A 22814-nucleotide genomic window follows, 5' to 3' on the forward strand; every position below is an offset into this window, starting at 1 on the left:
CTGCTAATGAACATATTACCCGATTACATTCTGTGGAAACCCACCCTCACCCTCTGTTTGATCTGTCTTTGCTTGTTCGGTTGTTCAACTGTTCCACCTACCCACTATCAGGTCGCTTCAGAGCAAGGTGCCAACGGCTATAGCCATATCCAATTGAGTGAAAATCAATACCGCGTATTGTTCAAAGGCAACAAGAATACCGATAAAGATGAAGCCAAAGATTTTGCCCTACTCCATGCTGCCGAGTTAACCACTGCCCAAGGCTACGACTGGTTCACCATAGTGGATAGTGAAACTGACGTAGAAACCAAAGGTGTGACCCGAGTCGGACCAAGTACGATGAAACCGGTACCTGGCCAAACGAGCTGCGGGCTGCTTGGCTGTGCGACGCCTAGCTCACCAAATTACGCTGGTGGTGAAGTCACCACTAAGCAAGTAAAAGAAAACGTCTTGTCTTCCTTGCTCATCACCATGGGCAAAGGAGAGCCTAAAACGCCATTGACCGTATTTGATGCCGCGCAACTTGCCGAAAATTTACGTCAAGCAAACTAGTTTAGCGGCAGCACAGATTGTGCGTTCCCTTTTGCGAGTACCTTTGGTACTCGCTTTTTTCATTTTTACACATTTAGGATCACATCATGGAATTTAACGCTCTCGGTGAATTTTCTTCATTGATCAACGACAAGTTACAAAGCTGGCTTGAGCAAACCATCGCCCACTTGCCAAATTTTGTAGTGGCAATTCTCATTACCATAGTGTTTTCTGTTCTCGCCCGAGTACTCAGTAAAATGCTGCGTAAAGGTTTACACCGAGCGCTAGACTCAAAGCAAATAGCCGATTTATTTACCTCTATTTTCAAAGTCATTGTCATGTGTACCGGACTATTTATCGCGCTGGAATTTTTAGGTCTATCCGGCACGGTCACGTCCCTATTAGCGGGGGCCGGTATTGTCGGCTTAGCCATTGGTTTCGCCTTTCAAGATATGACCGAAAACCTCATCGCCGGTATTGCCATGGGTATCCGCAAACCCTTCGAGCTGGGGGATGTTGTACAAGCAGAAGGTGTGTTTGGTAACGTGCGTGCGATCAACTTACGTAACACCATAGTCGAAACCTTCTTTGGTCAGATTGAAGTTATACCTAACAAGATATTATTTAGAAATATTCTCACCAATTACTCCACCCTTGGTGTTCGCCGCTTAGAAATTCCAGTGGGCATTTCATACGGCGACGACCCCGCAGCCGCATCTAAGCTTTTGACCGAAAAAATCAACCAGTGCGATTTTGTCATCAAAAAAGAAGAAACCGCAGTCTATGTAGAAAGCTTTGGCGACAGCTGTATTAATTTGTTGGTGTGGTTTTGGATAGATTACCCAGGCGATACCGGCTTTATGGCCGCTCGCCATGAAGCGGTGATCTTGATTAAAAAGACCCTAGATGAAGCCGATTTCTTGATACCTTTCCCCATTCGTACGTTGGACTTTGGGGCCAAAGGCGGTGAAAAGCTCGACGCCATGTTAGCCAACCAGCAAACTGCTGGTAATGATAAGACTAGCAACGAAAATAGTAATAAGGCCAGCGGCGCCAACAGCGCAAATTTTGATCCGCAAAGCGCGACAAAAACAGACTCTCCCTCGACTACCAGTGCGGACCCATCACAGGATTAACGGGTTTAGATAAAGTCAGCGGCCACCAGTGAACAAACTCGCTGCTGACAAGATAGTCAACATGCTAGTTGATAAGCGCCTTGGGTCACTAAGGTGCTTTTTTCGTTTGACCCATCCTTTTCCGGTGACAAAAGGACCGAATGAGCCGCGCTCAACCACAGCCCTATCACACCGACTGTATTACCCGAGTAGTTTATTCAAGACCACATGCAATCTTTACTTGGTGTAAAAATAAACCCGTACAAAATATCATTCAGTCGCTTGTAGTTGAAAAAAAACCTTACAGAATGGGACCTTAAGTCACTGTTCTATATGTAATTAATTTTAGATTTCAATAAATTAAGATTATTCCATGCCGCTAGGCTAATTGGTACAGCCATTGCAATACCTAGGTTAACTCAGAGCAAGCCTCTGACGGGACAATAAGTTTAATCACAAAGGAGTAATCTATGTCTAATCCAAATCATGTTGAAAAAGTATCATCGATTATCAAGGTGCTGAACGGCGGCATCGAGTTTTATTCAGACGCCATCAAAAAGGTCGACTCTCAAAGTGTTAAAGCAGTCTTCGAGAAAATGATCAGCGACAAACAAGCAGCCATCACCACTTTGCAGCCGTTCGCCGTTGCCCAGCAAGGCGAATACGAAGATGACAATGCCGTGAGTGTCGATATCAGAAATATGTACACCAGTGTCATCAGCTCGCTCACCTCTAATAGCGACCACACCTATGTTAGTCAGTTAGAAGAAGTGGAAGATAAGATATTAGCAGTCTTACGTGACGCGTTAAAAGAAGACCAACCCGCAGCGTGCACTATGGCGCTAAACAATGTGTTGACCGACATGAAGCGCAATCACGACCAAATGCGTGCGCTACAAAAAAGCACCAGCTAAGACACAACAGCGGTACATGACCCATTACAGTCTGTGCCCAGACTATAATGGGCATTGAATACAAGTACTAAATAAAAACACCCCATCACTCACGTGATGGGGTGTTTTTTGCTGAGTAGCGCTACTTCCAGCCTTGGGCCCAATGGCGGGTATCTTTCAAGTCATGCCAGTTCAGCCTAATAGTCCGCTTTGACATAATCGCCTCAATGCAACATGACAGCACCAAGCCTTCCTCATCAAACTCCATGTCCGTGACGATAAAGTGTTTCTCTTTATTTTTAGGTGTTATCGCGGTCCATTTACTGTTGAGTAATTTTTTGGGGTTAATTTGATTCATCAGGCCTCGATTTACCACTTAACGGGCTTAAGCCATCAATAATGACTCAAGTAATTCATCAATTTCTGTTTTAAGTTCTTTATCTTCAATTTTATTAGCACTGATTTTCGCCGCTTGAAGATTCTTAATCGCCGACCCTTTGTCATTCAGTTCGACTTGTAATTTCGCCATCGAAAACGCGATAGAAGACATATGGTCTTTGGAATTCATCGCAATCGCTTTATCTAAGGCTTTTTGATAAACCACCACAGCATCAGCTAAATCTTCGGTGAAGTCAGCCAAAGTTTCCCACTGCTCCGGGTGATCTTTAGGGGTGTTTTCATGCTCGGCACATACAGCCTCAAGCTCAGCATAGAGCCTATCAAACGCAACTCTATCTTCTTTTTCAGCTGCCGCCATTAGCTTCTCAGACAGGTTATAAACCGCTTTGTATATTTTGGTGTTAATCATGTCGCATACCCTTTTTCGAAAATCGTCGAGCACCAAGCAAGCCCTGCTGCCCATTTTATGACGACAAAGATACCACGATTATCAACCTTAGCATTATGCTAAGTCGTAACGGGTACATGTTCTTCATATTGTGGCGTACCCTGCGCAATGGTTTCCCAAGACGCTTTTGACCCAACAAAGATATGCCGAGCCAATTCTACCTTTGGGTCGCCATCAACACACCCCAAGGTTACTCCATGAACCGTTTTCTCAAACACACCACAAAGCGTCGAACCGCACTGACTGCAAAACTGCACACCATAACCATCAGCATTTAAATAGGAAGTAAGAAGATGCTCACCGGACAGCCAGCGAAAAGTATTCGCATCGACTAACGCATAAGCCGAAGCTTGGGCACTAAACGCCTTACGACAGCGAGAACAATGACAAGAACGCGCATCTCGCAACGCTCCGTCAAACTCATAAGTGATATCACCACAAAAACAACCGCCAGTAATCATCAACACACCCCTTTGCATTCGTTATACCCAAGATCAGTATTTTATGAGGGAATTATCCATAGAAGAGTTAAACCAAAGAATCATCTTTTTACCTCCGTTGACGCTCATTTTTATCACCTTGACTAAGGCTCTGTCATATAAACACAGGGATAAGGCCCAGCAATTGACAGCAACACAACAGTAAGATTTCAGCAGCTTGAAGTATGGCCCAAATAACGCTTAATGCCCTATTATCACTGTCACCCAGCTTGACTCCCGTTTGGTAATTTAACTTCTGGCATCGCTGAACAAGGAGCAAGTTTCTCGTCATATCCAATATCAAATAACATGCCTTGGGATAGCTCCCCAGCCAGTATAGAGCGAGTATGATCAACGACCATAGACAAGCACAGCCATACCTTGGCGACAAAGTCGCTGCCCTTGTCTTTCCCCGACTCAAGAAACTCCGAGCATCGAAGGTTAACACTGGGTAGATTGCGTGGATGCAATCTGAGTGAAAGCCGCGTCGGGAACGCGTTTTTACGACCAGTGTTAGTCGAGACGCACAGGGAATAGAGGCTTGCTGGAGGGCGGCTTTTCTTGGTGACTTCTTTTAGCTGTTGAAAAGAAGTTACTCGAGCCCTCTGGCCGAGGGTTTGAAAGTACGTCATGGATGACGTGGCCGAAGGCCATAAGTGAGCTCAGCTCATAAGTGCACGAAGTGCATGCTGTAGTGGCCACAGGCCATAAAGTTAGCGCAAATTATATTTTTACGCTAGTACCTTGCACGTACCGCATGTTACTCAACGCCAGCAGCGACAACCCTCGTGCAGCCTGGTCCGATGCCATCTTGCTCCAACCAGCGTCCGCATGTTTTTGTGCCACAGAAAAATAATGCAAAGCCCGCTTAACACGAAGCTTAGTATTGCGATCTGATAGGTCATACTGACTCTCTTCTAACTTAGCTTTAAGCTGCTGTAACGCTGGAAAGAGCGGCGAAGCGACAATCGTGTTCATTGAGGTCGAGACACTTTCATCGGCCTGAGCACTCAGTAAAAAACTACCTGCGGCTATAGTGATCACTAAAGTCAATGACAATAAGGTTTTCATAGTTACTCACATATATACTTAGTGGTTAATTAAGGCCTAAAACACTGTCACCAAATTGATTATATTCAATAGGTTACAGATTAAATTTAGCATCTGTTTTTAATGGCAAGACGGTAACATGCATATAATTGATTAACGATTAGACAATATGTGTAGAAAGTGTGTAGCAAGGGAAATTAAATGGCTCCCCATGGATGTTGAAAAGTAGAACGATGTAGGGAGCACCGGGCTGGCACTCCCGTTGCCGAGAATAGAGACCTGTTGGTGGCGGCTTGTTTCTGGTTACTCTTTATTAGCTGTTTGTATAAGCAATTGTAGCCCAACGCTATGGATGACCCCGTTTAGTAGATAAATACCGTGCACAAATGCAAATTACATTTGCACTTCAACCCCCTGTCGATACTGCATATTATTTAATTCAAGCAAAGACAACCCACGATTGGCCTGTTCTGACGCTTCTTTATACCAACCTGAATCCGCATGCTTGCGAGCGATAGTAAAATAATGCACCGCCCGCTCAACCCGCAATTTAGTATTGCGATCACGTAAGTCATATTGCCCATCGAGCAATTTGGTCTCAAGGCGTGTGACCTCAACTGGCGCGCTTAGCACTGCAGTTTTTTTATCTATCGACAATACGCTTTCATCTGCCTGAGCACTTAACAGCGCGCTGCCTGCGGCTAATGTGATAATGGCGGTCAGGGATAACAAGACTTTCATGCTTACTCTCTTTGCTTACGTTTAATACTTAGGAAAGGCCAAATAGCCCCTGGATATAAACGCTCAGTGCAATAACGGTTCCTGTTTGTATGTCATAGCGTTTAATCAGCAAGCATCACCGAATAAAATAAATTATTAACTTAAAAATCAGCCAGTTAACAACAAAAAAATAGTCGCTATTTTGGGGGAGGATGATAGCTATTTTAATAATGTCGAACTGAATACCTAGCGGAAGGGATAAAAATTAGGTGCTTTTTACAGACTCTATCAACATTTTTACTGACCGCTATCGTGCTCACTGTACAACACACTGCGATTGCGTCCCGCCAATTTGGCGCGGTATAGTGCCGCATCAGCAAGTCTCACAAAATACTCGAAGGTAGTTTTTTGGCCGATTAATTCACTACTGATCCCAATACTGACGGTAATAGGCCCACCAGTGACCTGCATTGCTGATATCCCCTTGTGTAAGCGCTGACAAAATACTTGGGCACAGGCTGCATCGGTATTGGGCAAGATCAAGACAAATTCTTCGCCACCAAAACGCCCTACAATGTCAGAATCTCGTGCTACTTGTTGCAACACTTGAGACAAGGCTTGCAATACTTCATCTCCTTGTTGATGGCCATGGTTATCGTTGATACGTTTGAAATGATCCACATCCATCATCAGCAACGACATAGGCTTAAGTGTCCGCTTGGCTAAATTAAGAATGACGTCTGCCCGATGTTTTATTTCCCGGCGATTGAGTAAGCCGGTTAGCTCGTCGGTAATAGATAATGCCTTTAGCGCTAACGATTGCTCATGAAGAGCATTACGTGCTTCAACCAACTCCTCGTATAACCTGTCTCGCTTAGTCGCACTAAACAGGCTCCAAAACGTTAAGTCTTGTTCATTGTTTAAACGCGCATTGGCGATCACCGGAATACGCTCCCCCTTTGCACTCAGCAGGGCCAGCTGTATTTCATCGAAGCGTTTTTGAATGCTTAACACAGGCACAATATAACTTTCGTAAAAGATACAAGACGAACGCGTAAATAATGAATCCGAATTCTTGCCTAGAAGTAAAGCTGAGGTCCATCCCCATTCACGCTCGAAATACCCGTTCACATATACAATTTTGCGCTCACTGTCTGTGACCAAACAGCCGCATAAAAAGTCGTCTTGGGTAAATGCATTAGACATGATGACACGCGACATTTAAAAACGCTTCGATTGACTCGACAACTGTGTCTGGATCGGTCATATGTAAACAATGTCCTTTGGCTGGAACACAAAGATAACTCGCTTGGGGAATATGCTGTGCCACATATTGGCCAACCTGCTCAGATGCCAAGGCATCGTTTTCACTCTGTAATACTAAGACCGGACACCCTACTAAAGGCAATATATGTCGGTAATCAGAATAGAAGGTCGCTTTGGCAAACGTTTTAGCGATCACAGGATCGGTCGAACAAAAACTGCTATTAAGTTCACTTAACAAGGCATTGTCGTTACCTGTCCCCATCACTAAGGGAGTCAAATAGTTGGCCCAGCCCATATAGTTTTTATCCATGAGATTGAGCAACTCATCTAAGTCATCACGCTCAAATCCCCCTTGGTAGGTTGCATCAATATTCAAGAAACAAGGAGAGGGGCAGATCATCACGATCCGCTCAAAATAATCAGGCTGTTTATCGGCAGCCAACAAGCTAATCATACTGCTGACTGAATGCCCAACCAAGGTGACATTCGTCAGCGACAATGCCTCACAAATATCTAAAACATCTTGAGCGTAACCTTCAAGATTGGCATAGCGCTGCATTGAGAAGGCTGAAATATCTGAGCGGCCTGAACCCACATAATCAAACAACACCAAACGGAAATGCTGTGTTAACGCCGGTGCCACAAAACGCCACATATTTTGGTCACAGCCAAAACCATGGGCTAACAATAACGTTTTGACCTTAGGTCCAGCTGCGGATTCAATGACGGTTACATTATTACGCCGCATTACCTCGGATTCATTCAACATCTATGGTTACTCTTTTATACCTAATCTGGATAACATTCGTGCCAAACATTCAATCAACAAGCAGGATCCCAGATGAACTGAGTAAGCTTAGCGCCTCTAGACTGGAAAAGCGTGCTTTGTTTAATTCATTGTGCCTAATATCAATATGGTAGCCCTGTGCTCGGCTAAAGTCGGCTTGGCTTAAATCGGTATTGTGAAAGCGGCTACGAGCTAACTCACTGCCACCAAATTGGGCGTTGTTTAACCGCGCTTCCGTGAAGTCTACGTCATGGGCTTTGCAGTCAATTATTTTCAGGGCATTGAGTGTCAAACCAAAAAAGGAGCCTGCATTCAGTAAGCAATGTTTAAACATGGGGGAATGCCCCAAATTCGCCGCCCAATCGGCTTGGGTCCAGTCGATACCCAGCAATTTGCAATGGTCAAATAATGCACTTTGAAACTGGCTATTGTTCAACGTCAGCATGGATAGATCACAGCGCGTAAATTCACACTCGTCGAAGATGCAATAAAGCCATTGCCCTCGACTTAAATCTAAGCCGGCAAAACGACACTGTTCAAACCGCAGACCATCCCAGCGCGATAACGCTGCCAATGGATGCGTGCCATCAATGTCCTGCTCAAAATATTCTTTAACCATTAGGGTGCGCTGTCTTGTGAGTGAAGTGTTAACTCGCTCGCGAGTGGCTGAGCAATGATTTGTTGAAAATAACGGTCGATATCTTGCCCCACATTAACGTCACCGGCAAACCAAGGATGCAATTTAAGTAAGATACTGGTGTGGTCGATATTCTCACCGTACAAAATTGTTTCAACCGGGCTTTGCTTTAGGGCCATGGCATCAGCGAGCTGCTGCTGATTAAACTGGCCTACTGTGCTATCCCCTTTAGCGTGCAGTAACAACATAGGCGGCTCACCGCCAACAACATGTAGATTAGCTTTCATATTATTGAAATTATCCGATCCAAACGTAGCAATATATTCTGGAGAGTCAGGGGTAAAGGCATAAGGCCCAGCGATACCGGCAAAGCCCCTAATGACGCTACGAGACAAGCCTACCTCAGCTAAATAGTGCTGGTCGGTGAGCAATAATGCCCCGGTATGCGCCCCCGTAGAATGACCCGCTAGAAATATCTGCTGCGGGTCTCCCTGATAGTGCACAATATTCGCTTTCACCCAAGCAAGGGCCTGTGCGCCATCTTCAATAAATGCGGGGAAGCGACCTGCGGGATACTTAATATAATTGGGAACAACTACGGTATAGCCACGTTTGACAAAGGCTTGAGCGACAAAATAATACATATCCTTGCTGCCCCAATTCCAGCCGCCACCGTGAATAAAAACCAGTACTGGGGCAGGTTTGTCTTTGATGGAGCTCGAATAAACATCAAGGGTTTGCCAGGGTTGTTGAGCAAATGGGATGTCCTTGACGACGTCGGTCGGCTGCAATAATTTCAGTGCTGTGTTGAGAATGGATAAAGCCGTAGCTCGGCTATCTTGATACCAACACACACCCAACCAAATAGCGAGGCCCAACAGGATGATAAGCAGAATTTTAAGCATAATGTTCTTATTTTGAGTGAACGCCGCTTTGGCAATGCACGATTACTCTAGGTGTAATCTGAGTAAACGGTAGCATGTCTAAAAATCGGATGCACAGGTAACTAAGGTGGGGAATAACGGATATGAATGCTTAGATTAATAGCGTCTCAGGTAGAACACCAACAGCATACAGAAGCCTGCATGCTGATGGAATAAAGCGCAAGCTTGGCCTATGTCGCCGTTAGCTCCACTCTTTATTACTTAACGCGCTACTTTAATATTTCGACCAACTCAGTTAAGTCTTTAACCACATAATCTGGCTTAGCGGCTAAGGGATACAAGGCTTTACCTGGACGGGCAATAAAAGCAGTTTGCAAGCCAGCAGCTTTTGCACCTGCCACATCCCAACCATGGGCTGCAACCATTAACGCTTCTTCTGGTTTAACCTGCAATTGCTTAAGTGCCCATGCATAACTGCGTAAATCAGGCTTGTATACTTTGATATCTTCAATACTCAAACGCTCATCGAAATACTCGGTTAACCCAGCATTTTTGAATTGGGTTTCAACGCCCTTATTTGATGAATTGGTCAAGCTCACAATTTTGTAGCCCTGTGCTTTTAAGGCAGCTAAACCCGATTTTACATCAGGGTGAGCAGGTAAAGACAATAACGGCGTTTTAATTGCCGTGATAGCTTGCGCTTCGGTGATCTCGATATTGTTATTTTGCGCAACCATCATCAATGCCGCCACGCCAATTTTACCAAAATCATGGTACTCGCCTGTGACGGTAGTCACTAAGGAGTGATGTAACATGGTTGAGAACCACAAAGTGATAAGCTCATCATGGCCAGCTAATGCTTTACCGATTGAAGTACGCATGGTTTCTAAATCAAGTAGCGTTTCGTTCACATCAAAAATGAGCACTTTAGGTTTTGGCGCAGCATGAGCCATGAAGTTAGCCCCCAGTAACGACAATAAAAGTACGGTCATGGAAACGTATCGTGTTAATTTCACTGAATTCATAAATTATGTTTTCCGTTGATTGCTTAAAGTTGGGCTAAAATATCGATTACATCATTGGGTTCAGCGCGCTGAGTATAGTCTTCTGCGACAAATGCATAGGCAATTTTACCATCTTGCCCAATGATATACGTCGCCGGCATAGGCAAAGTAAAAGTGTCATCGCCGTTGGTCGCGGGAATATCTAAACCAAACTTTTCATACACTGGGCGCAGGCGCTCGTCTAAACTAAAGACCAAGCCGTAATCGTTTGTGACCTTATTACCCACATCCGCTAACACCGCATAGTCCAACGCATTCTTCTCTTTGGTGGTTAATGAGTTATCTGGAGTTTGCGGAGATATTGCCACCAATTGCGCACCTAATTGTTGAATTTCAGGTAACACATTCTGAAAGGCGCGTAATTCAAAATTACAGTAGGGGCACCAGCCTCCTCGGTAAAAACTCAATACCACCGGCCCATGAGCCAGCATTTCAGCGAGTGTAATCAGTTCCCCGGTGACATTTGGCAAGCTAAAGTCTGGGGCGTAATCCCCCACGGTTAGCGCATCATTGGCAATACCTGTTGCAACTAAGGCATCGGTAGCTTTAGCCATTAAATCAAAAACATCTTTCGGCATGTTAATGGCTTTCTGAGTGTCATACTGAGCAATTTGCGCGTGTAGTGACATGGTCTTTCCTAAGTTAATAATTTTGCTTGTTTAGCATATGGGGTTAGAAAAAATAAAACCTAGCAGGTAAAACTGAATACATGATTTAATATTTTCGAATCAAATTAAAATTGGAAAACATCGTGTACACAATTAATGAGTTAGAGACATTCGTCGCGATAGTCGAAAACAAGGGTGTGGTTTCGGCGGCAAATGCATTGAATATCTCCCCCGCGACCGTCAGCCATAGGTTATCGAAACTCGAGCGCATATTGGGTACCGTGTTGGTTTTCAGAGATAGTCGTAACGTACGACCTTCCGCCGAGGGCGAGGAATTTTATCAGCGTGTCGGAGATATTCTAGCCGCTCTGTATGATGCTGAATTTGCCATTGGTGCAAGAGACAGTGGGATCAGTGGCCGATTGCGCGTGACCCTGCCACCATGGGTATTCTCACTTTATATTCTGCCCAACTTGGCTAAGTTCGAACAGCAATACCCAAAAGTCGTCTTGGATTTTCTGGTCACTGACCACTTTGTCAATGTGGTCGATGACGCCCAAGATGTCGCCGTACGCGTGGGCACCTTGGCCAATTCTGGATTGCTAGCGCGTAAAATCACGCACAACAGGCGTATTTTGTGTGCATCCCCAGACTACCTTAGGCTACATTCACCGATTAAAGACGTGCAGATGTTAAGTGAGCACAGATTTGTGTGCCTGCCTTGGCAAAAACAACTCAAACTGCTGCATAACGATGGGAATGTATTCACATTTAATGCGAATACTCGATTTACCATTTCTAACTCAGACAACATGACCCAAGCGCTTCAGGCCGGGCACGGCATTGGTATTAAATCTGAGCTGGCCATCAAGCGCTGCCTGGCCAGTGGTGCATTGGTTGAAGTGCTGCCCAATGTGCTCGCTGCTCCAGAAGCCCCCGTGTGGTTCTTGCGCCCGCAAAACAGTTTGGCAACACGAAAAGCTGAAGCTTTTTTCGACTTTGTAAAACAGGCATTTAACGACAACTAAGCAGGCAGAATAAAAAATGCCAATGATTCTCACCATTGGCATTTTATTTTTGCATCCGCTAACCCTGAACAGGGTGCCTGGGTGTTAATACAATAAACTGTAAACCTTGCGACGATACTGGGACTTAAGTGGCTCGCCATCTGGTAGGGCATTGATCATGTCTAGCATTAATTTTTTGGCATCTTGAAAGTTGAGGTCTTGCAGCAATACAGAATGCATTAGGCTTAATGCTTCTTCTAACTGATTCGCCTGACGCAGTTGCACGGCTAGTTTTACTTTCAAATCTAAGTTATCAGGGTCATTTTCCAGCGCTTGTTGTAACGCAATAATTTCAGGTGACTCCGCGGCTTGCTCGGCCAATTCAATTTTGCCCAAAATAGAGCGGTAATAGCCGTCTTGGTCTACCAAGCCAATCGTCGCCAATAATTCCTTAGCTTGATTAACCTGACCGACTTCCACCTGACAATCTGCTAACAATAATTTAATGTCAGGACGATTAGGATCCAGATCAAAGGCCTGCTTAACTAAAGTAAAGGCTTCTTGGTAATTAGCCTGCTCAGCCATTGCTGTCGCTTGAGCAAACAATTCGTCTTGAGGCTTAGGTAGGTGTTTGTCTAGCATAGCTTGAATATTGGCTTCGCTTTCAACACCGGCAAAACCATCAATAGGTTGGCCATCTTTAATCAGCATAACGGTGGGCAGGTTTTGCACACCAAATTGTGCAGTGATATCGGGTTGTGCCTGGCAGTCCACCCGAGCATGCAATAAATTTGCACCTTGTTTATGCGCTATCGCTTGTAATACCGGCGCTAATTGTTCGCTCGGCTCATAGCCTTGGGCCCAGAACTCAAGCATAACCAATTGAGTTGTTGAGTCTTGCAATATGACTTGCTGAAAGTTGTCTATGGTGATGTCTACGCTATTTTGCATCTCAGATCTCTTATGATGTCGATGAACAAATGGTGGGGCCGTTTGTTGTAAACTCAAGCCGTGTTTTAAGCGCTAACCGTCGAAAAAACGTTAATTGTCGCCTATTGGACAATTGCTCTGACTGCGCCCGTGCTAACGTCACAGTCTATTGGAACAACATGGAAGGGGAAACCCAATGACGCAGAAATACCAACGTTTTGCTGATTTCTATCCGTATTACTTAAGTGAACATCAAAATACCGTTTGCCGCCGTTTGCATTTTATCGGCTCTAGCCTGATTATTTTACTCATCTTATACGCGGTAATGATTAATCAATTGGCCCTGCTATGGTTCATTCCTGTATTAGGCTACGGCTTTGCTTGGGTAGGTCATTTCTTTTTTGAACACAACAAACCGGCCACCTTTACCTACCCTTTTTATAGTTTTATCGGTGATTGGGTGATGTTTAAAGACATGTTAACCGGCAAGATAAAATTCTAAATCAGCGCTTAACCCCAGTATTGGTAGGGTTTCTCTGTTACAAACCCTGCCAGCTTAGCTACATTTAATTTACACAGTCGGTCAGATATTACTCAGCTGCAAGGTGTAATCCTCGTCAATCGCCTTGTTCTATAAGTGTCAAGCCCAAAACGTCAAAAAAACTAACAATTTGTTCAAAATATAGCCTTTCCAAGCCTGTAAAAAAACCGTAAACTTGCCGCCCTTTTTTGCAAACCGGACAGTTTTTGCGCGATTTCGCGTTTTGAATTATGCAGATTGGTCCTTACAAGCTTGAAAACAATTTGATTCTGGCGCCTATGGCAGGTGTGACAGATAGACCCTTTCGGCAATTGTGCAAACGCATGGGTGCTGGTTTGGTGGTTTCTGAAATGCTTTCGTCTAACCCTGATGTATGGCGATCAAGTAAATCCAAGCAACGTATGGATCATGTTGGTGAAGAAGGGGTTCGCGCAGTACAGATTGCTGGCGCTGATCCATTATTAATGGCGCAGGCGGCACAGTTTAACGTGGACAATGGTGCCCAAATTGTTGATATCAACATGGGGTGCCCAGCAAAGAAAGTGAATAAAAAGTTGGCGGGCTCTGCGCTGCTGCAAGATCCACAACTGGTTGAACGTATTGTTCAAGCTGTGGTGAAGGCAGTAAAGGTACCGGTAACCTTAAAAATACGCACAGGCTGGAATACGGATAATCGCAACGGGTTGCTCATTGCTAAGATCGCCGAACAACACGGCATTCAATCTTTAGCTGTTCATGGTCGCACCCGAGCCTGTATGTACAAAGGCAACGCTGAGTACGACACAATTAAAGCCATTAAACAGGCTGTGTCAATACCCATAGTTGCCAATGGTGATATCACCTGCGTGCACAGTGCAAAACACGTATTGGAGTACACCAACGCAGATGCGTTGATGATAGGCAGAGGTGCCCAAGGTAACCCTTGGATATTTCGCCAAATTCAACACTTTCTGCAAACTGGCGAAATACTACCTTCGCCCCCATTAAGCGAAGTGCGCGACGTATTAATAGCGCACGTAGCCAATGTTCATCAATTTTACGGTGACTTTATGGGAGCAAGGATTACCCGCAAACATGTGGGTTGGTATTTAGCGGAACATGACCGGGAGCGGTTGTTTCGAGCCAAGTTCAATGCCATCGATGAAGCTGCAGAGCAACTCGATACATTGGCATATTATTTCGACCAAATGGCAGGCGAATCTGCGACTCACGTCGTATCACCTGCTGCCTAACGATGACTAACTAAAGAGCAAGATTGTATATGTTCGAGCAAAATGTAACTTCTCCTTTTACCACTACGGTAACGACTCCTTCACAAACACAGGCACAGAAGCCTTTACGTGACTCTGTAAAACAGGCAGTTAATAAGTACCTTAAGCAACTAGACAACACAGACATTGAAAATTTGTATGAGCTAGTAATGGCCGAAGTTGAAGCGCCAATGTTAGAAGAAATCATGACTTTTACCCGCGGCAATCAAACCCGTGCGTCAATCATGTTAGGCATCAACCGTGGCACGCTACGCAAGAAGCTTAAACAATACGGCATGAACTAAGCTGAAAAAATATAAAGAGCACCCTAGGGTGCTCTTTTTGTATGCGCTATACTGCGCGCCCCTGGCATCACTGTTAATCCTTTTCTAGAAGATAAACACACTATGACGACTCAAAAACCTATTCGCCGCGCTTTACTAAGCGTTTCTGACAAAACTGGCATCGTTGAATTTGCCACTTTCTTAGCCGAGCAAGGCGTTGAGCTTTTATCTACCGGCGGCACGGCAAAATTATTGGCAGACAGCGGTTTAACCGTTACCGAAGCGTCTACTTATACCGGACACCCTGAAATCATGGATGGGCGTGTAAAAACCTTACACCCTAAAATTCACGGCGGTATTCTTGCCCGTCGCGGCCAAGATGAAGCGGTTATGGCCGAAAATAACATTCTACCTATTGATTTAGTCGTGGTGAATCTTTATCCCTTTGCTGCCACCGTCGCCAAGGAAGATTGCAGCCTAGAAGATGCCATTGAAAATATCGATATCGGTGGCCCGACTATGGTGCGTGCTGCAGCCAAAAACCATAACGATGTCACTATAGTGGTCAATGCTAAAGATTACGCTCGCGTGACTGAGCAAATGCAAGCCAATAACGGCTCTGTTACCGCCAATACCCGCTTCGATTTGGCCATAGCGGCCTTTGAACACACAGCGGAATACGACGGTATGATTGCCAATTACTTTGGCGCCATGATTGAGTCTGACGAGCACGGTGATGACTGCGCCGACGACTGCGGCCATGTGCACAGTGCCTTCCCGCGCACGTTCAATCTTCAAATGAGCAAAAAACAAGATTTACGCTACGGTGAAAACAGCCATCAAGACGCTGCCTTCTACGTAGAAAACAACATTCAAGAAGCCTCAGTCGCTACTGCGACCCAATTACAAGGCAAAGAATTGTCGTTTAACAATATCGCGGACACCGACTCGGCGTTAGAGTGCGTGAAAGAATTTGCTGAGCCAGCATGTGTTATCGTTAAGCACGCTAACCCCTGCGGCGTAGCACTGGGTAACAACATTCTTGAAGCCTACAACCGCGCATATCAAACAGACCCTACTTCCGCTTTTGGTGGCATTATTGCCTTTAACCGTGAGTTAGACGGTCCCACGGCACAAGCCATTGTGGATCGTCAATTCGTAGAAGTAATTATTGCCCCCACCGTCAGCGATGAAGCGGTTAAAATCGTCGCCGCTAAAAAAAATCTACGCTTGTTAGCCTGTGGTGATTGGCAAGGACAGCTTACCGACGGTTATGACTTTAAACGCGTAAACGGCGGCTTATTGGTGCAAGAGCGTGATTTCGGCATGGTTGAAATGGAAGACTTGACCGTTGTCACCAAAGTCAAACCGACTGAGCAACAGCTAAAAGATTTGATGTTTACTTGGAAAGTCGCCAAATACGTTAAATCTAACGCGATTGTGTACTGCAAAGACAGCATGACCATTGGCGTGGGTGCAGGCCAAATGAGCCGAGTTTACTCGGCAAAAGTCGCGGGTATCAAAGCTGCGGATGAAGGCTTAGAAGTGGCGGGTTCTGTGATGGCGTCTGATGCGTTCTTCCCTTTCCGTGACGGCATAGATGCAGCCGCAGCGGCAGGTATCAGCGCGGTTATCCAACCCGGAGGCTCTATGCGTGATAACGAAGTTATCGCCGCAGCTGACGAACATGGTATCGCTATGGTGTTCACTGGAATGCGCCACTTCCGTCATTAATTATCTGCATAAATAACCAGCCGAGCATGGTCATTTATTGACCATGCTCGGCTGACTTGCGCAGATTTACGCTACGTAGCATTCAGTGTTGTACAAAAAAACGCTACACTAGGTCCGTTTAATGACTCATTACAGGATTTGCTCATGTTTAAGCGTGCTACACAGTTAGTTTGTTCCGTTACATTAATAGCCTCATCTTTCGTGCAAGCCGATGCGCTCATCGATGCCCTAGCAGATGAAGGTCGCCCCACCGAACAACGCCTGCGTGATGAGTACCGTCACCCTCAGCAAACGCTACGCTTTTTTGAAGTTCAAGAAGACATGGCAGTGGCTGAAATATCACCTGGTGGTGGTTGGTACAGCAACATTCTTGCCCCCCTATTAAAAGAGAAAGGCCAGTTTTACGCGGCACATTTTTACGTAGACGAGAACACTAACGAGTTTTATAAAAAGTCTCGCGAACAGTTCGAGCAGAAAATTACCGCACTTAAAAGCTATCAGAACGTTAAAGTCACTACCTTTCACCCAATGAAAGCCACCGATTTAGCACCTGCTGAATCCTTGGACCGGGTACTGACCTTTCGTAATATTCATAACTGGTATATGCAAGACGGCGATGAAGGCGTAGAAAACGCGTTTAAAGCGTTTTATAAAGCATTAAAAGTGGGCGGTGTATTAGGTGTGGTTGAACATAGTTTACGTGAGTCTCAAAGTAGTGCCCTGCAACAAAGTTCAGGCTACATGAAGCAATCTTATGTCATTGCCTTAGCCGAAAAAGCCGGTTTTACCCTCGCGGGTAAGAGCGATATTAACGCTAATAAATTAGACAGCGGCGAACATGAAAAAGGCGTTTGGACCTTACCCCCAAGCCTACGCCTAGGTGAAAAGGATCAAGGTAAATACTTGAACATCGGCGAGAGTAATCGCATGACCTTAAAATTCGTCAAATAAATTGTAAATTCGGCTAACGATTAGCCACCAAAAACGCCGCCATAATGAGCGGCGTTTTGATAACCAGCTCCATTTGTTAACCTATTAGAAAAGCGAACCTCATGAAAGTATTGATAATTGGCGGCGGCGGCCGCGAACATGCTCTAGCCTATAAAACAGCACAATCTAACGGTGTTAGCCAGGTCTATGTGGCGCCTGGTAATGCGGGTACCGCGCTTGAGCCAAAACTCGAAAATGTGGCGATTGATGTTGAAGATATTAACGCACTTGTCGCCTTCGCCCAGCAAAACGCCATTGCGTTAACAATCGTCGGTCCTGAAGTGCCGTTAGTCCTTGGTGTAGTCGATGCGTTTCAAGCTGAAGGCTTAGCCATTTTTGGTCCAAGCAAAGCTGCCGCGCAATTAGAGGGCTCTAAAGCCTTTACCAAAGATTTCTTGGCTCGCCATCATATTCCAACGGCTGAGTATCAAAATTTTACTGAAATTGAGCCTGCTTTGGCCTATTTGCAAAAAACCGGTGCCCCCATCGTCATTAAAGCCGATGGCCTGGCCGCAGGTAAAGGCGTAATTGTCGCTATGACCTTAGCGGAAGCTGAAGAAGCCGTGCGTGATATGTTAGCGGGTAACGCCTTTGGTGAAGCAGGCAGTCGTGTTGTCATCGAAGAATTTTTAGATGGTGAAGAAGCCAGCTTTATTGTCATGGTCGACGGTAAAAACGTACTGCCTTTTGCCACCAGCCAAGATCATAAACGTGTTGGCAACGGTGACACCGGACCGAATACCGGTGGTATGGGCGCTTATTCACCTGCCCCTGTAGTGACAGATGAAATTCATCAGCGCGTCATGAATGATGTGATTTATCCAACGGTGCACGGTATGGCCAGTGAAGGTAACGATTATCACGGGTTCTTATACGCAGGTTTGATGATCATGGCTGATGGCACACCTAAGGTCATTGAATATAACTGTCGCTTTGGTGATCCAGAAACCCAACCTATTATGATGCGTTTGCAGTCGGACTTGGTGGAACTAGTGCAACTTGCAGTAGCAGGTAAGTTAGACCAAGCAACCGCTAAATTCGACCCAAGGGCAGCGGTCGGTGTGGTACTTGCCGCAGGTGGCTACCCTCAAGCTTATAATAAGGGTGATGTTATCTCTGGCCTGAGCGTAAATGATAGCGACAGTGCCAAAGTATTCCATGCTGGTACAAAAGAGATTGACGGTCAGGTAACCACTAACGGCGGACGCGTATTGTGTGCAACAGCCTTAGGCGAAACGGTGACTCAAGCCCAGCAACACGCTTATGAACTGGCGAAAACGATCAGTTGGAACGGCATGTTTTACCGTGACGATATCGCCTATCGCGCTATTGCTCGGGAACAAAAAGCCAAATAAAGCATTACCAATACTGTTAAACAAAAAGCGCCAATTGGCGCTTTTTGTTTATCTGCATAAACGAACGCTAGCTAACTAAACGATTACGTCCTTGGCGCTTGGCGGCGTACAGGCACTTATCTGCTCGCTCAATTAAGTACTCGGGGTGATTAAAGGTATCGTCAGTGATGTCACTGTGCTTGAGACTGGCCACCCCCACACTCACAGTAACTTTGCCGTTAACCATGGACGCTTGATTTTCTACACCTAAATTTTCAATGTTGGAAAGGATCAATTGCCCAACAAGCTCAGCACCTAATTTGTCGGTAAAGGGTAGTAATACTAAAAACTCCTCCCCGCCATAACGTCCCATAGCATCGCTTTCCCGCTGTAAACTGTCATAAATGGCTGCAGCAACTTGCTTGAGGCATTCGTCGCCTGCCACATGACCGTAGGTGTCGTTAAACCCTTTAAAAAATCGATATCAATCATCAAAACAGAAAGCTCGTGCTGTCCACGAATGGCCGCATACCAAAATCGATTAAAAGTGGTATCAAGCTGCATGCGATTTGGCACACCTGTTAAACCATCGGTGCACGATATAAGTGCCAGCGTGCGAAGCTTGGCAGATAGCTGCATATGATTACGAATTTTCACATCGAGAATATCTAGTGCGATAGGGCACGCGATCACATCCAATGCCCCCGCTTCCAATCCAGCTAGCATTAGGTCGTGGGAACATTGTTGACCAAACAAAATAACTGGAATATCCAGCGTAAGGGGATGTTCTTTGAGGCGTGTACACAGTAATAACCAATCGATATTGTTAGAAGATATATTGATTATCACTAAATCGATGGGCGCATTGATGGTTAACTGTAATGCGTCTTCGTTGTTAGCACTGACTAAAAGATGGAAGGCCCCAGCAAAGTGGGCAGTAAGTTCAGTTAACTGCTCGCCATCATCGTCAATCACTAACAGTGTTTGTTTTAGTACGTTAGATGCTGCAGGATTGTGCATATTGGCTCTATAGTAGATTGCCCCCGGTACTCAGCATTATTTTGCGTGAGTACCCCATGGGACGACAATAGTAAGCCTCATTGTTCAATATTCACACAGCGGATTCAACACCTTCTTGCTCTTTTTGGAAGAGTATTTTTTTCAACAAGGCATTTTCTTGTGCTAAACGTTGAATTAGGTCTAACTCACTTGTTTGCGGCTTGTTGACTTTGTCGAACCAATTAAAGTATGTATTTTTATTTTGATTATTCATAAATTCACCTGCTACTGCATTTAATGTTTTTTACTAAACCTGTACGGGACGCCAAAAACTTAATCACTCACCGTAAGCTTGTTGACGACTTGCTCTACATCTGTAATTTTTTTAGCAATCTCTACTGCTCGTTGCTTTTCAGCGTCGTTCTTAACCTGCCCTTCTAATACAACCACACCTTGACTGCTGTTTACGTCAATTTTAGTGCTGCCGATATCTGGCGCAACCAAAAGACGGGTTTTCACTACTGTAGCGACTTTTTTGTCCGTTAATTTACGTTGTATTGCACTGTCTTCATTCTCCCCAGGGGAAAATACCGTGAGCATATTTTCGATACCATTAACCCCGTCAACACCCAGCACCAGCTCCTGGACAAGGGCTTTATCAGTGTCGGTTTCCACCTTACCCCGCAGCGTGACTACGCCGTTGTCTACGTCAGTGTCTATACTGGTTGCATCCAAGTTGCCGTTTAGCAACAGGGTGGCCTCTACATAACCATCTAACCAACCGTCTTTAGCCGTGGCCTTCCAATAGTTTCCGGCCTGCGCCCATTGACTGACGCTGCTTAGCGCGGTGATCAACAATAAACTGCGAAATACTTTGCTCATTTTCATCTCCTGAGAACACATTAATTTCTCTGTTGCCAACCTAATGCGATAAAGATGCCAAAACTAACGTTATGATTTTGCTGCATTATTTTTTAAGTCGTTAGACTAAAGGATAAAGAAGCAGCAGTGTTTACGCTGTCGGATGTAAAAAATGCATGGAATTGATATCAACGATAGAGAGGACTAAGAACTATTGAATTGATCTTCTGTATTGCACAAAGGCGATAACACAACATATTACCACTAACACAAGACACAAAATAAAAATCAGCTTGGCGATACTAGCAGCCGCTCCAACTACCCCACCAAAACCGAATACGGCTGCAATAACGCCTATCACAAAAAAAGTTAGCGCCCAAGTTAACATACACACTTCCCTCAAAAACAAATAATTCTAGGCGGCAAAACCCCCTTCAATTCATTGTTATAAGCGACATACATGCCAACCCTCAATAATGCCCAAGATAGCGAGCAAACGCGCAAAAACGTCCGTTTATACTGTGAAACCTTGCATATTTTTCACACACCCGGGAAATATTTACACTTGCCAGTATTAATACAGTTAGGTAAAAACCAAAATGGATAGGGTTACAGTAAAAATAAAGTACCTAATCCTAAAAAGGCAACAAAACCAACGATATCGGTTACTGTCGTTAGGATAACCGAGCCAGATAAAGCGGGATCGATATTAAATTTATGCAATACCATAGGTACCACAACACCGGCAGCCGCCGCCGCGATGATGTTTAACAGAATAGCCACGCAGATAACGACTCCTAACATGGGATCCGCAAACCAAAAATAGGCGATGCAACCAATCACTAACGCCCATACCACACCGTTTAGCCCCCCGACACTCAATTCTTTTTTCAACAGCGCTTTAACGTTGGAACTGGTGACCTGCCCTAACGCCAGACCGCGTATCATCAGGGTAAGTGTTTGGCTACCTGCAATTCCCCCCATACTTGCCACGATAGGCATGAGCACAGCGAGCGCCACCACTTGCTGCAGTGTCGCTTCAAACATGCCAATGAAGCCTGAGGCTAAAAATGCAGTCAGTAGGTTAATTCCCAACCACACGGCTCTATTTTTGGCACTTTTCGGTACGGAGGAGAATAAATCTTCGTCTTCATCCATACCCGCAGTCGCCATGACCTGACGCTCGTAGAACTCATTTAATAGTTCGCTGGCCGTGGAGATATCCAAACGCCCGAGGACTTTATTTTGCTCATCCACCACAGGTAATGAGGCAAATCCTGAACGCTGAACCATAAGGGACGCTAAGGTGAGTTCGTCTTCGGCGTTGATGGTATCAAACGTCTCTTCGGATAAATCCACCAGCGGCACGTGGTCAGGTAATCCCATGACTTTAGTTAGCTTAACCGCTTCTGAAAACTGGCCAGCTCGGTTGACTAAAAAAATAGTGTCTGCATGGGTAGGAACATCTCTGCGTATTAGGCGCAAAGCATCACGCACTTTAGCGTTTAATGGCAACACTAATGGGTCTTGGCTAAGCCAGTGGCCAATTTGATCGTCACTGAACTGACTAGCATCGGTGAAATACTGACGCTGCTGCTTATCCATGGCGTCAAGCGCTTTGTCAACTAAGGCGTTGGGTAATGAGTCTGACAACTCAAGCAGTTGCTCGGCGTCGACTTCAAAGAAAATGGCTTCCCATTCATCTATGTCCGTTGCGGCGATCAGAGTTTCACGGGGGTCACCCCGCATGGCAACCAAAACATCTAATCTGCGGCGTTTAGGTATGCCGTCCCATACTTTCAAACGCTGTTCTAAGGGCAACGATTCAAGCAGTAACGCAACATCATCAGTGTCTTGCGCCGCCACTAACGCCACAATGTTATCTTGCTCACCACGTTCAGGAGCCGACACGACTTCGTCAATCAACTCGGGTAACAGTTCTGCCATGGTGACTCCTATCCAAAATGGGCTAGATAATGATGATGTTAATACGGTGAGTAACG

At 45.2% G+C, this 22814-nt stretch carries 27 protein-coding genes and 1 pseudogene; 10 read left to right on the plus strand and 18 right to left on the minus strand.

Annotation, left to right across the window (positions count from 1 at the left end):
• Positions 1-6 precede the first annotated feature (6 nt).
• The 3 genes from GPLA_RS19080 to GPLA_RS19090 all read left to right on the plus strand — a co-directional run bounded on the left by GPLA_RS19080 (position 7) and on the right by GPLA_RS19090 (position 2560).
• Complete coding sequence (locus GPLA_RS19080) at positions 7-552, plus strand: CC0125/CC1285 family lipoprotein (protein WP_007106636.1); 546 nt, start codon at positions 7-9, stop codon at positions 550-552.
• Between the two features lie 86 nt (positions 553-638).
• Positions 639-1667, plus strand: a complete 1029-nt coding sequence (locus GPLA_RS19085; RefSeq protein WP_007106637.1) for a mechanosensitive ion channel family protein — start codon at positions 639-641, stop codon at positions 1665-1667.
• A 449-nt stretch (positions 1668-2116) separates the two neighbouring features.
• On the plus strand, positions 2117-2560 hold the full coding sequence (locus GPLA_RS19090; protein ID WP_007106639.1) for a PA2169 family four-helix-bundle protein: 444 nt from the start codon (positions 2117-2119) through the stop codon (positions 2558-2560).
• Between the two features lie 121 nt (positions 2561-2681).
• Here the strand turns inward: GPLA_RS19090 and GPLA_RS19095 are convergent, their stop codons facing one another.
• The 12 genes from GPLA_RS19095 to GPLA_RS19150 all read right to left on the minus strand — a co-directional run bounded on the left by GPLA_RS19095 (position 2682) and on the right by GPLA_RS19150 (position 10902).
• A complete protein-coding gene (locus GPLA_RS19095) occupies positions 2682-2897 on the minus strand; it encodes a TIGR02450 family Trp-rich protein (protein WP_007106640.1) in 216 nt (71 codons plus the stop codon).
• Between the two features lie 27 nt (positions 2898-2924).
• Complete coding sequence (locus GPLA_RS19100; protein WP_007106641.1) at positions 2925-3347, minus strand: hypothetical protein; 423 nt, start codon at positions 3345-3347, stop codon at positions 2925-2927.
• Positions 3348-3445: 98 nt separating this feature from the next.
• Complete coding sequence (locus GPLA_RS19105; RefSeq protein ID WP_226993161.1) at positions 3446-3865, minus strand: GFA family protein; 420 nt, start codon at positions 3863-3865, stop codon at positions 3446-3448.
• Positions 3866-4086: 221 nt separating this feature from the next.
• On the minus strand, positions 4087-4497 hold the full coding sequence (locus tag GPLA_RS24135; protein WP_226993162.1) for a hypothetical protein: 411 nt from the start codon (positions 4495-4497) through the stop codon (positions 4087-4089).
• Positions 4498-4588: 91 nt separating this feature from the next.
• Positions 4589-4936 (minus strand): hypothetical protein, encoded by a 348-nt coding sequence (locus GPLA_RS19115; protein ID WP_007106644.1) that lies wholly within the window; start codon positions 4934-4936, stop codon positions 4589-4591.
• 372 nt (positions 4937-5308) lie between these two features.
• On the minus strand, positions 5309-5656 hold the full coding sequence (locus GPLA_RS19120; protein WP_007106645.1) for a hypothetical protein: 348 nt from the start codon (positions 5654-5656) through the stop codon (positions 5309-5311).
• Positions 5657-5932: 276 nt separating this feature from the next.
• A complete protein-coding gene (locus GPLA_RS19125) occupies positions 5933-6856 on the minus strand; it encodes a GGDEF domain-containing protein (protein ID WP_007106646.1) in 924 nt (307 codons plus the stop codon).
• Positions 6834-7670 (minus strand): alpha/beta fold hydrolase, encoded by an 837-nt coding sequence (locus GPLA_RS19130; protein WP_007106647.1) that lies wholly within the window; start codon positions 7668-7670, stop codon positions 6834-6836. Before GPLA_RS19130 ends, GPLA_RS19125 begins: the two co-directional genes overlap by 23 nt.
• 49 nt (positions 7671-7719) lie before the next feature.
• Positions 7720-8307 (minus strand): pentapeptide repeat-containing protein, encoded by a 588-nt coding sequence (locus GPLA_RS19135; protein WP_007106648.1) that lies wholly within the window; start codon positions 8305-8307, stop codon positions 7720-7722.
• Entirely contained in the window at positions 8307-9230 is a 924-nt protein-coding gene (locus tag GPLA_RS19140) for an alpha/beta hydrolase (protein WP_007106649.1), read from the minus strand. Before GPLA_RS19140 ends, GPLA_RS19135 begins: the two co-directional genes overlap by 1 nt.
• Positions 9231-9478: 248 nt before the next feature.
• On the minus strand, positions 9479-10162 hold the full coding sequence (locus GPLA_RS19145) for a haloacid dehalogenase type II (protein ID WP_040515433.1): 684 nt from the start codon (positions 10160-10162) through the stop codon (positions 9479-9481).
• A gap of 95 nt (positions 10163-10257) precedes the next feature.
• A complete protein-coding gene (locus GPLA_RS19150) occupies positions 10258-10902 on the minus strand; it encodes a peroxiredoxin-like family protein (protein WP_007106651.1) in 645 nt (214 codons plus the stop codon).
• Positions 10903-11024: 122 nt separating this feature from the next.
• Between GPLA_RS19150 and GPLA_RS19155 the strand changes: the two genes are divergently transcribed.
• Positions 11025-11909: a LysR family transcriptional regulator gene (locus GPLA_RS19155; protein ID WP_007106652.1), complete on the plus strand. Its 885-nt coding sequence runs from the start codon at positions 11025-11027 to the stop codon at positions 11907-11909.
• Between the two features lie 84 nt (positions 11910-11993).
• Here the strand turns inward: GPLA_RS19155 and GPLA_RS19160 are convergent, their stop codons facing one another.
• Complete coding sequence (locus GPLA_RS19160; protein WP_007106653.1) at positions 11994-12839, minus strand: tetratricopeptide repeat protein; 846 nt, start codon at positions 12837-12839, stop codon at positions 11994-11996.
• 175 nt (positions 12840-13014) lie between these two features.
• Between GPLA_RS19160 and GPLA_RS19165 the strand changes: the two genes are divergently transcribed.
• From GPLA_RS19165 to purD, 6 genes are all read left to right on the plus strand, one after another.
• The gene (locus GPLA_RS19165) at positions 13015-13320 is read left to right on the plus strand and encodes a DUF962 domain-containing protein (RefSeq protein WP_007106655.1); all 306 of its coding nucleotides are present in this window, start codon (positions 13015-13017) and stop codon (positions 13318-13320) included.
• Between the two features lie 269 nt (positions 13321-13589).
• A complete protein-coding gene (gene dusB / locus GPLA_RS19170) occupies positions 13590-14591 on the plus strand; it encodes a tRNA dihydrouridine synthase DusB (RefSeq protein WP_040515404.1) in 1002 nt (333 codons plus the stop codon).
• Positions 14592-14620: 29 nt separating this feature from the next.
• Positions 14621-14914: a DNA-binding transcriptional regulator Fis gene (gene fis, locus GPLA_RS19175; RefSeq protein WP_006991173.1), complete on the plus strand. Its 294-nt coding sequence runs from the start codon at positions 14621-14623 to the stop codon at positions 14912-14914.
• 102 nt (positions 14915-15016) lie between these two features.
• Complete coding sequence (gene purH, locus GPLA_RS19180; RefSeq protein ID WP_007106657.1) at positions 15017-16627, plus strand: bifunctional phosphoribosylaminoimidazolecarboxamide formyltransferase/IMP cyclohydrolase; 1611 nt, start codon at positions 15017-15019, stop codon at positions 16625-16627.
• 144 nt (positions 16628-16771) lie between these two features.
• Positions 16772-17578 carry a class I SAM-dependent methyltransferase gene (locus GPLA_RS19185; protein WP_007106658.1) on the plus strand — a complete coding sequence of 269 codons (807 nt, stop codon included), beginning with the start codon at positions 16772-16774 and terminating at the stop codon, positions 17576-17578.
• A gap of 101 nt (positions 17579-17679) precedes the next feature.
• The gene (purD, locus tag GPLA_RS19190; RefSeq protein ID WP_007106660.1) at positions 17680-18972 is read left to right on the plus strand and encodes a phosphoribosylamine--glycine ligase; all 1293 of its coding nucleotides are present in this window, start codon (positions 17680-17682) and stop codon (positions 18970-18972) included.
• A gap of 67 nt (positions 18973-19039) precedes the next feature.
• On the opposite strand, the pseudogene GPLA_RS19195 reads toward purD, so the two are convergent.
• From GPLA_RS19195 to GPLA_RS19210, 5 genes and pseudogenes are all read right to left on the minus strand, one after another.
• A pseudogene (locus GPLA_RS19195) lies at positions 19040-19971 on the minus strand (diguanylate cyclase).
• Positions 19972-20062: 91 nt separating this feature from the next.
• Positions 20063-20224 carry a hypothetical protein gene (locus GPLA_RS23760; RefSeq protein ID WP_007106661.1) on the minus strand — a complete coding sequence of 54 codons (162 nt, stop codon included), beginning with the start codon at positions 20222-20224 and terminating at the stop codon, positions 20063-20065.
• 59 nt (positions 20225-20283) lie between these two features.
• Complete coding sequence (locus tag GPLA_RS19200; RefSeq protein WP_007106662.1) at positions 20284-20832, minus strand: BON domain-containing protein; 549 nt, start codon at positions 20830-20832, stop codon at positions 20284-20286.
• Positions 20833-21022: 190 nt separating this feature from the next.
• Positions 21023-21199: a DUF1328 domain-containing protein gene (locus GPLA_RS23320; protein ID WP_007106663.1), complete on the minus strand. Its 177-nt coding sequence runs from the start codon at positions 21197-21199 to the stop codon at positions 21023-21025.
• 221 nt (positions 21200-21420) lie between these two features.
• Positions 21421-22758, minus strand: a complete 1338-nt coding sequence (locus GPLA_RS19210) for a magnesium transporter (protein ID WP_007106665.1) — start codon at positions 22756-22758, stop codon at positions 21421-21423.
• Positions 22759-22814 lie beyond the last annotated feature (56 nt).

It is taken from the genome of Paraglaciecola polaris LMG 21857 (assembly GCF_000315055.1).
GTDB classification, from domain to species: domain Bacteria; phylum Pseudomonadota; class Gammaproteobacteria; order Enterobacterales; family Alteromonadaceae; genus Paraglaciecola; species Paraglaciecola polaris.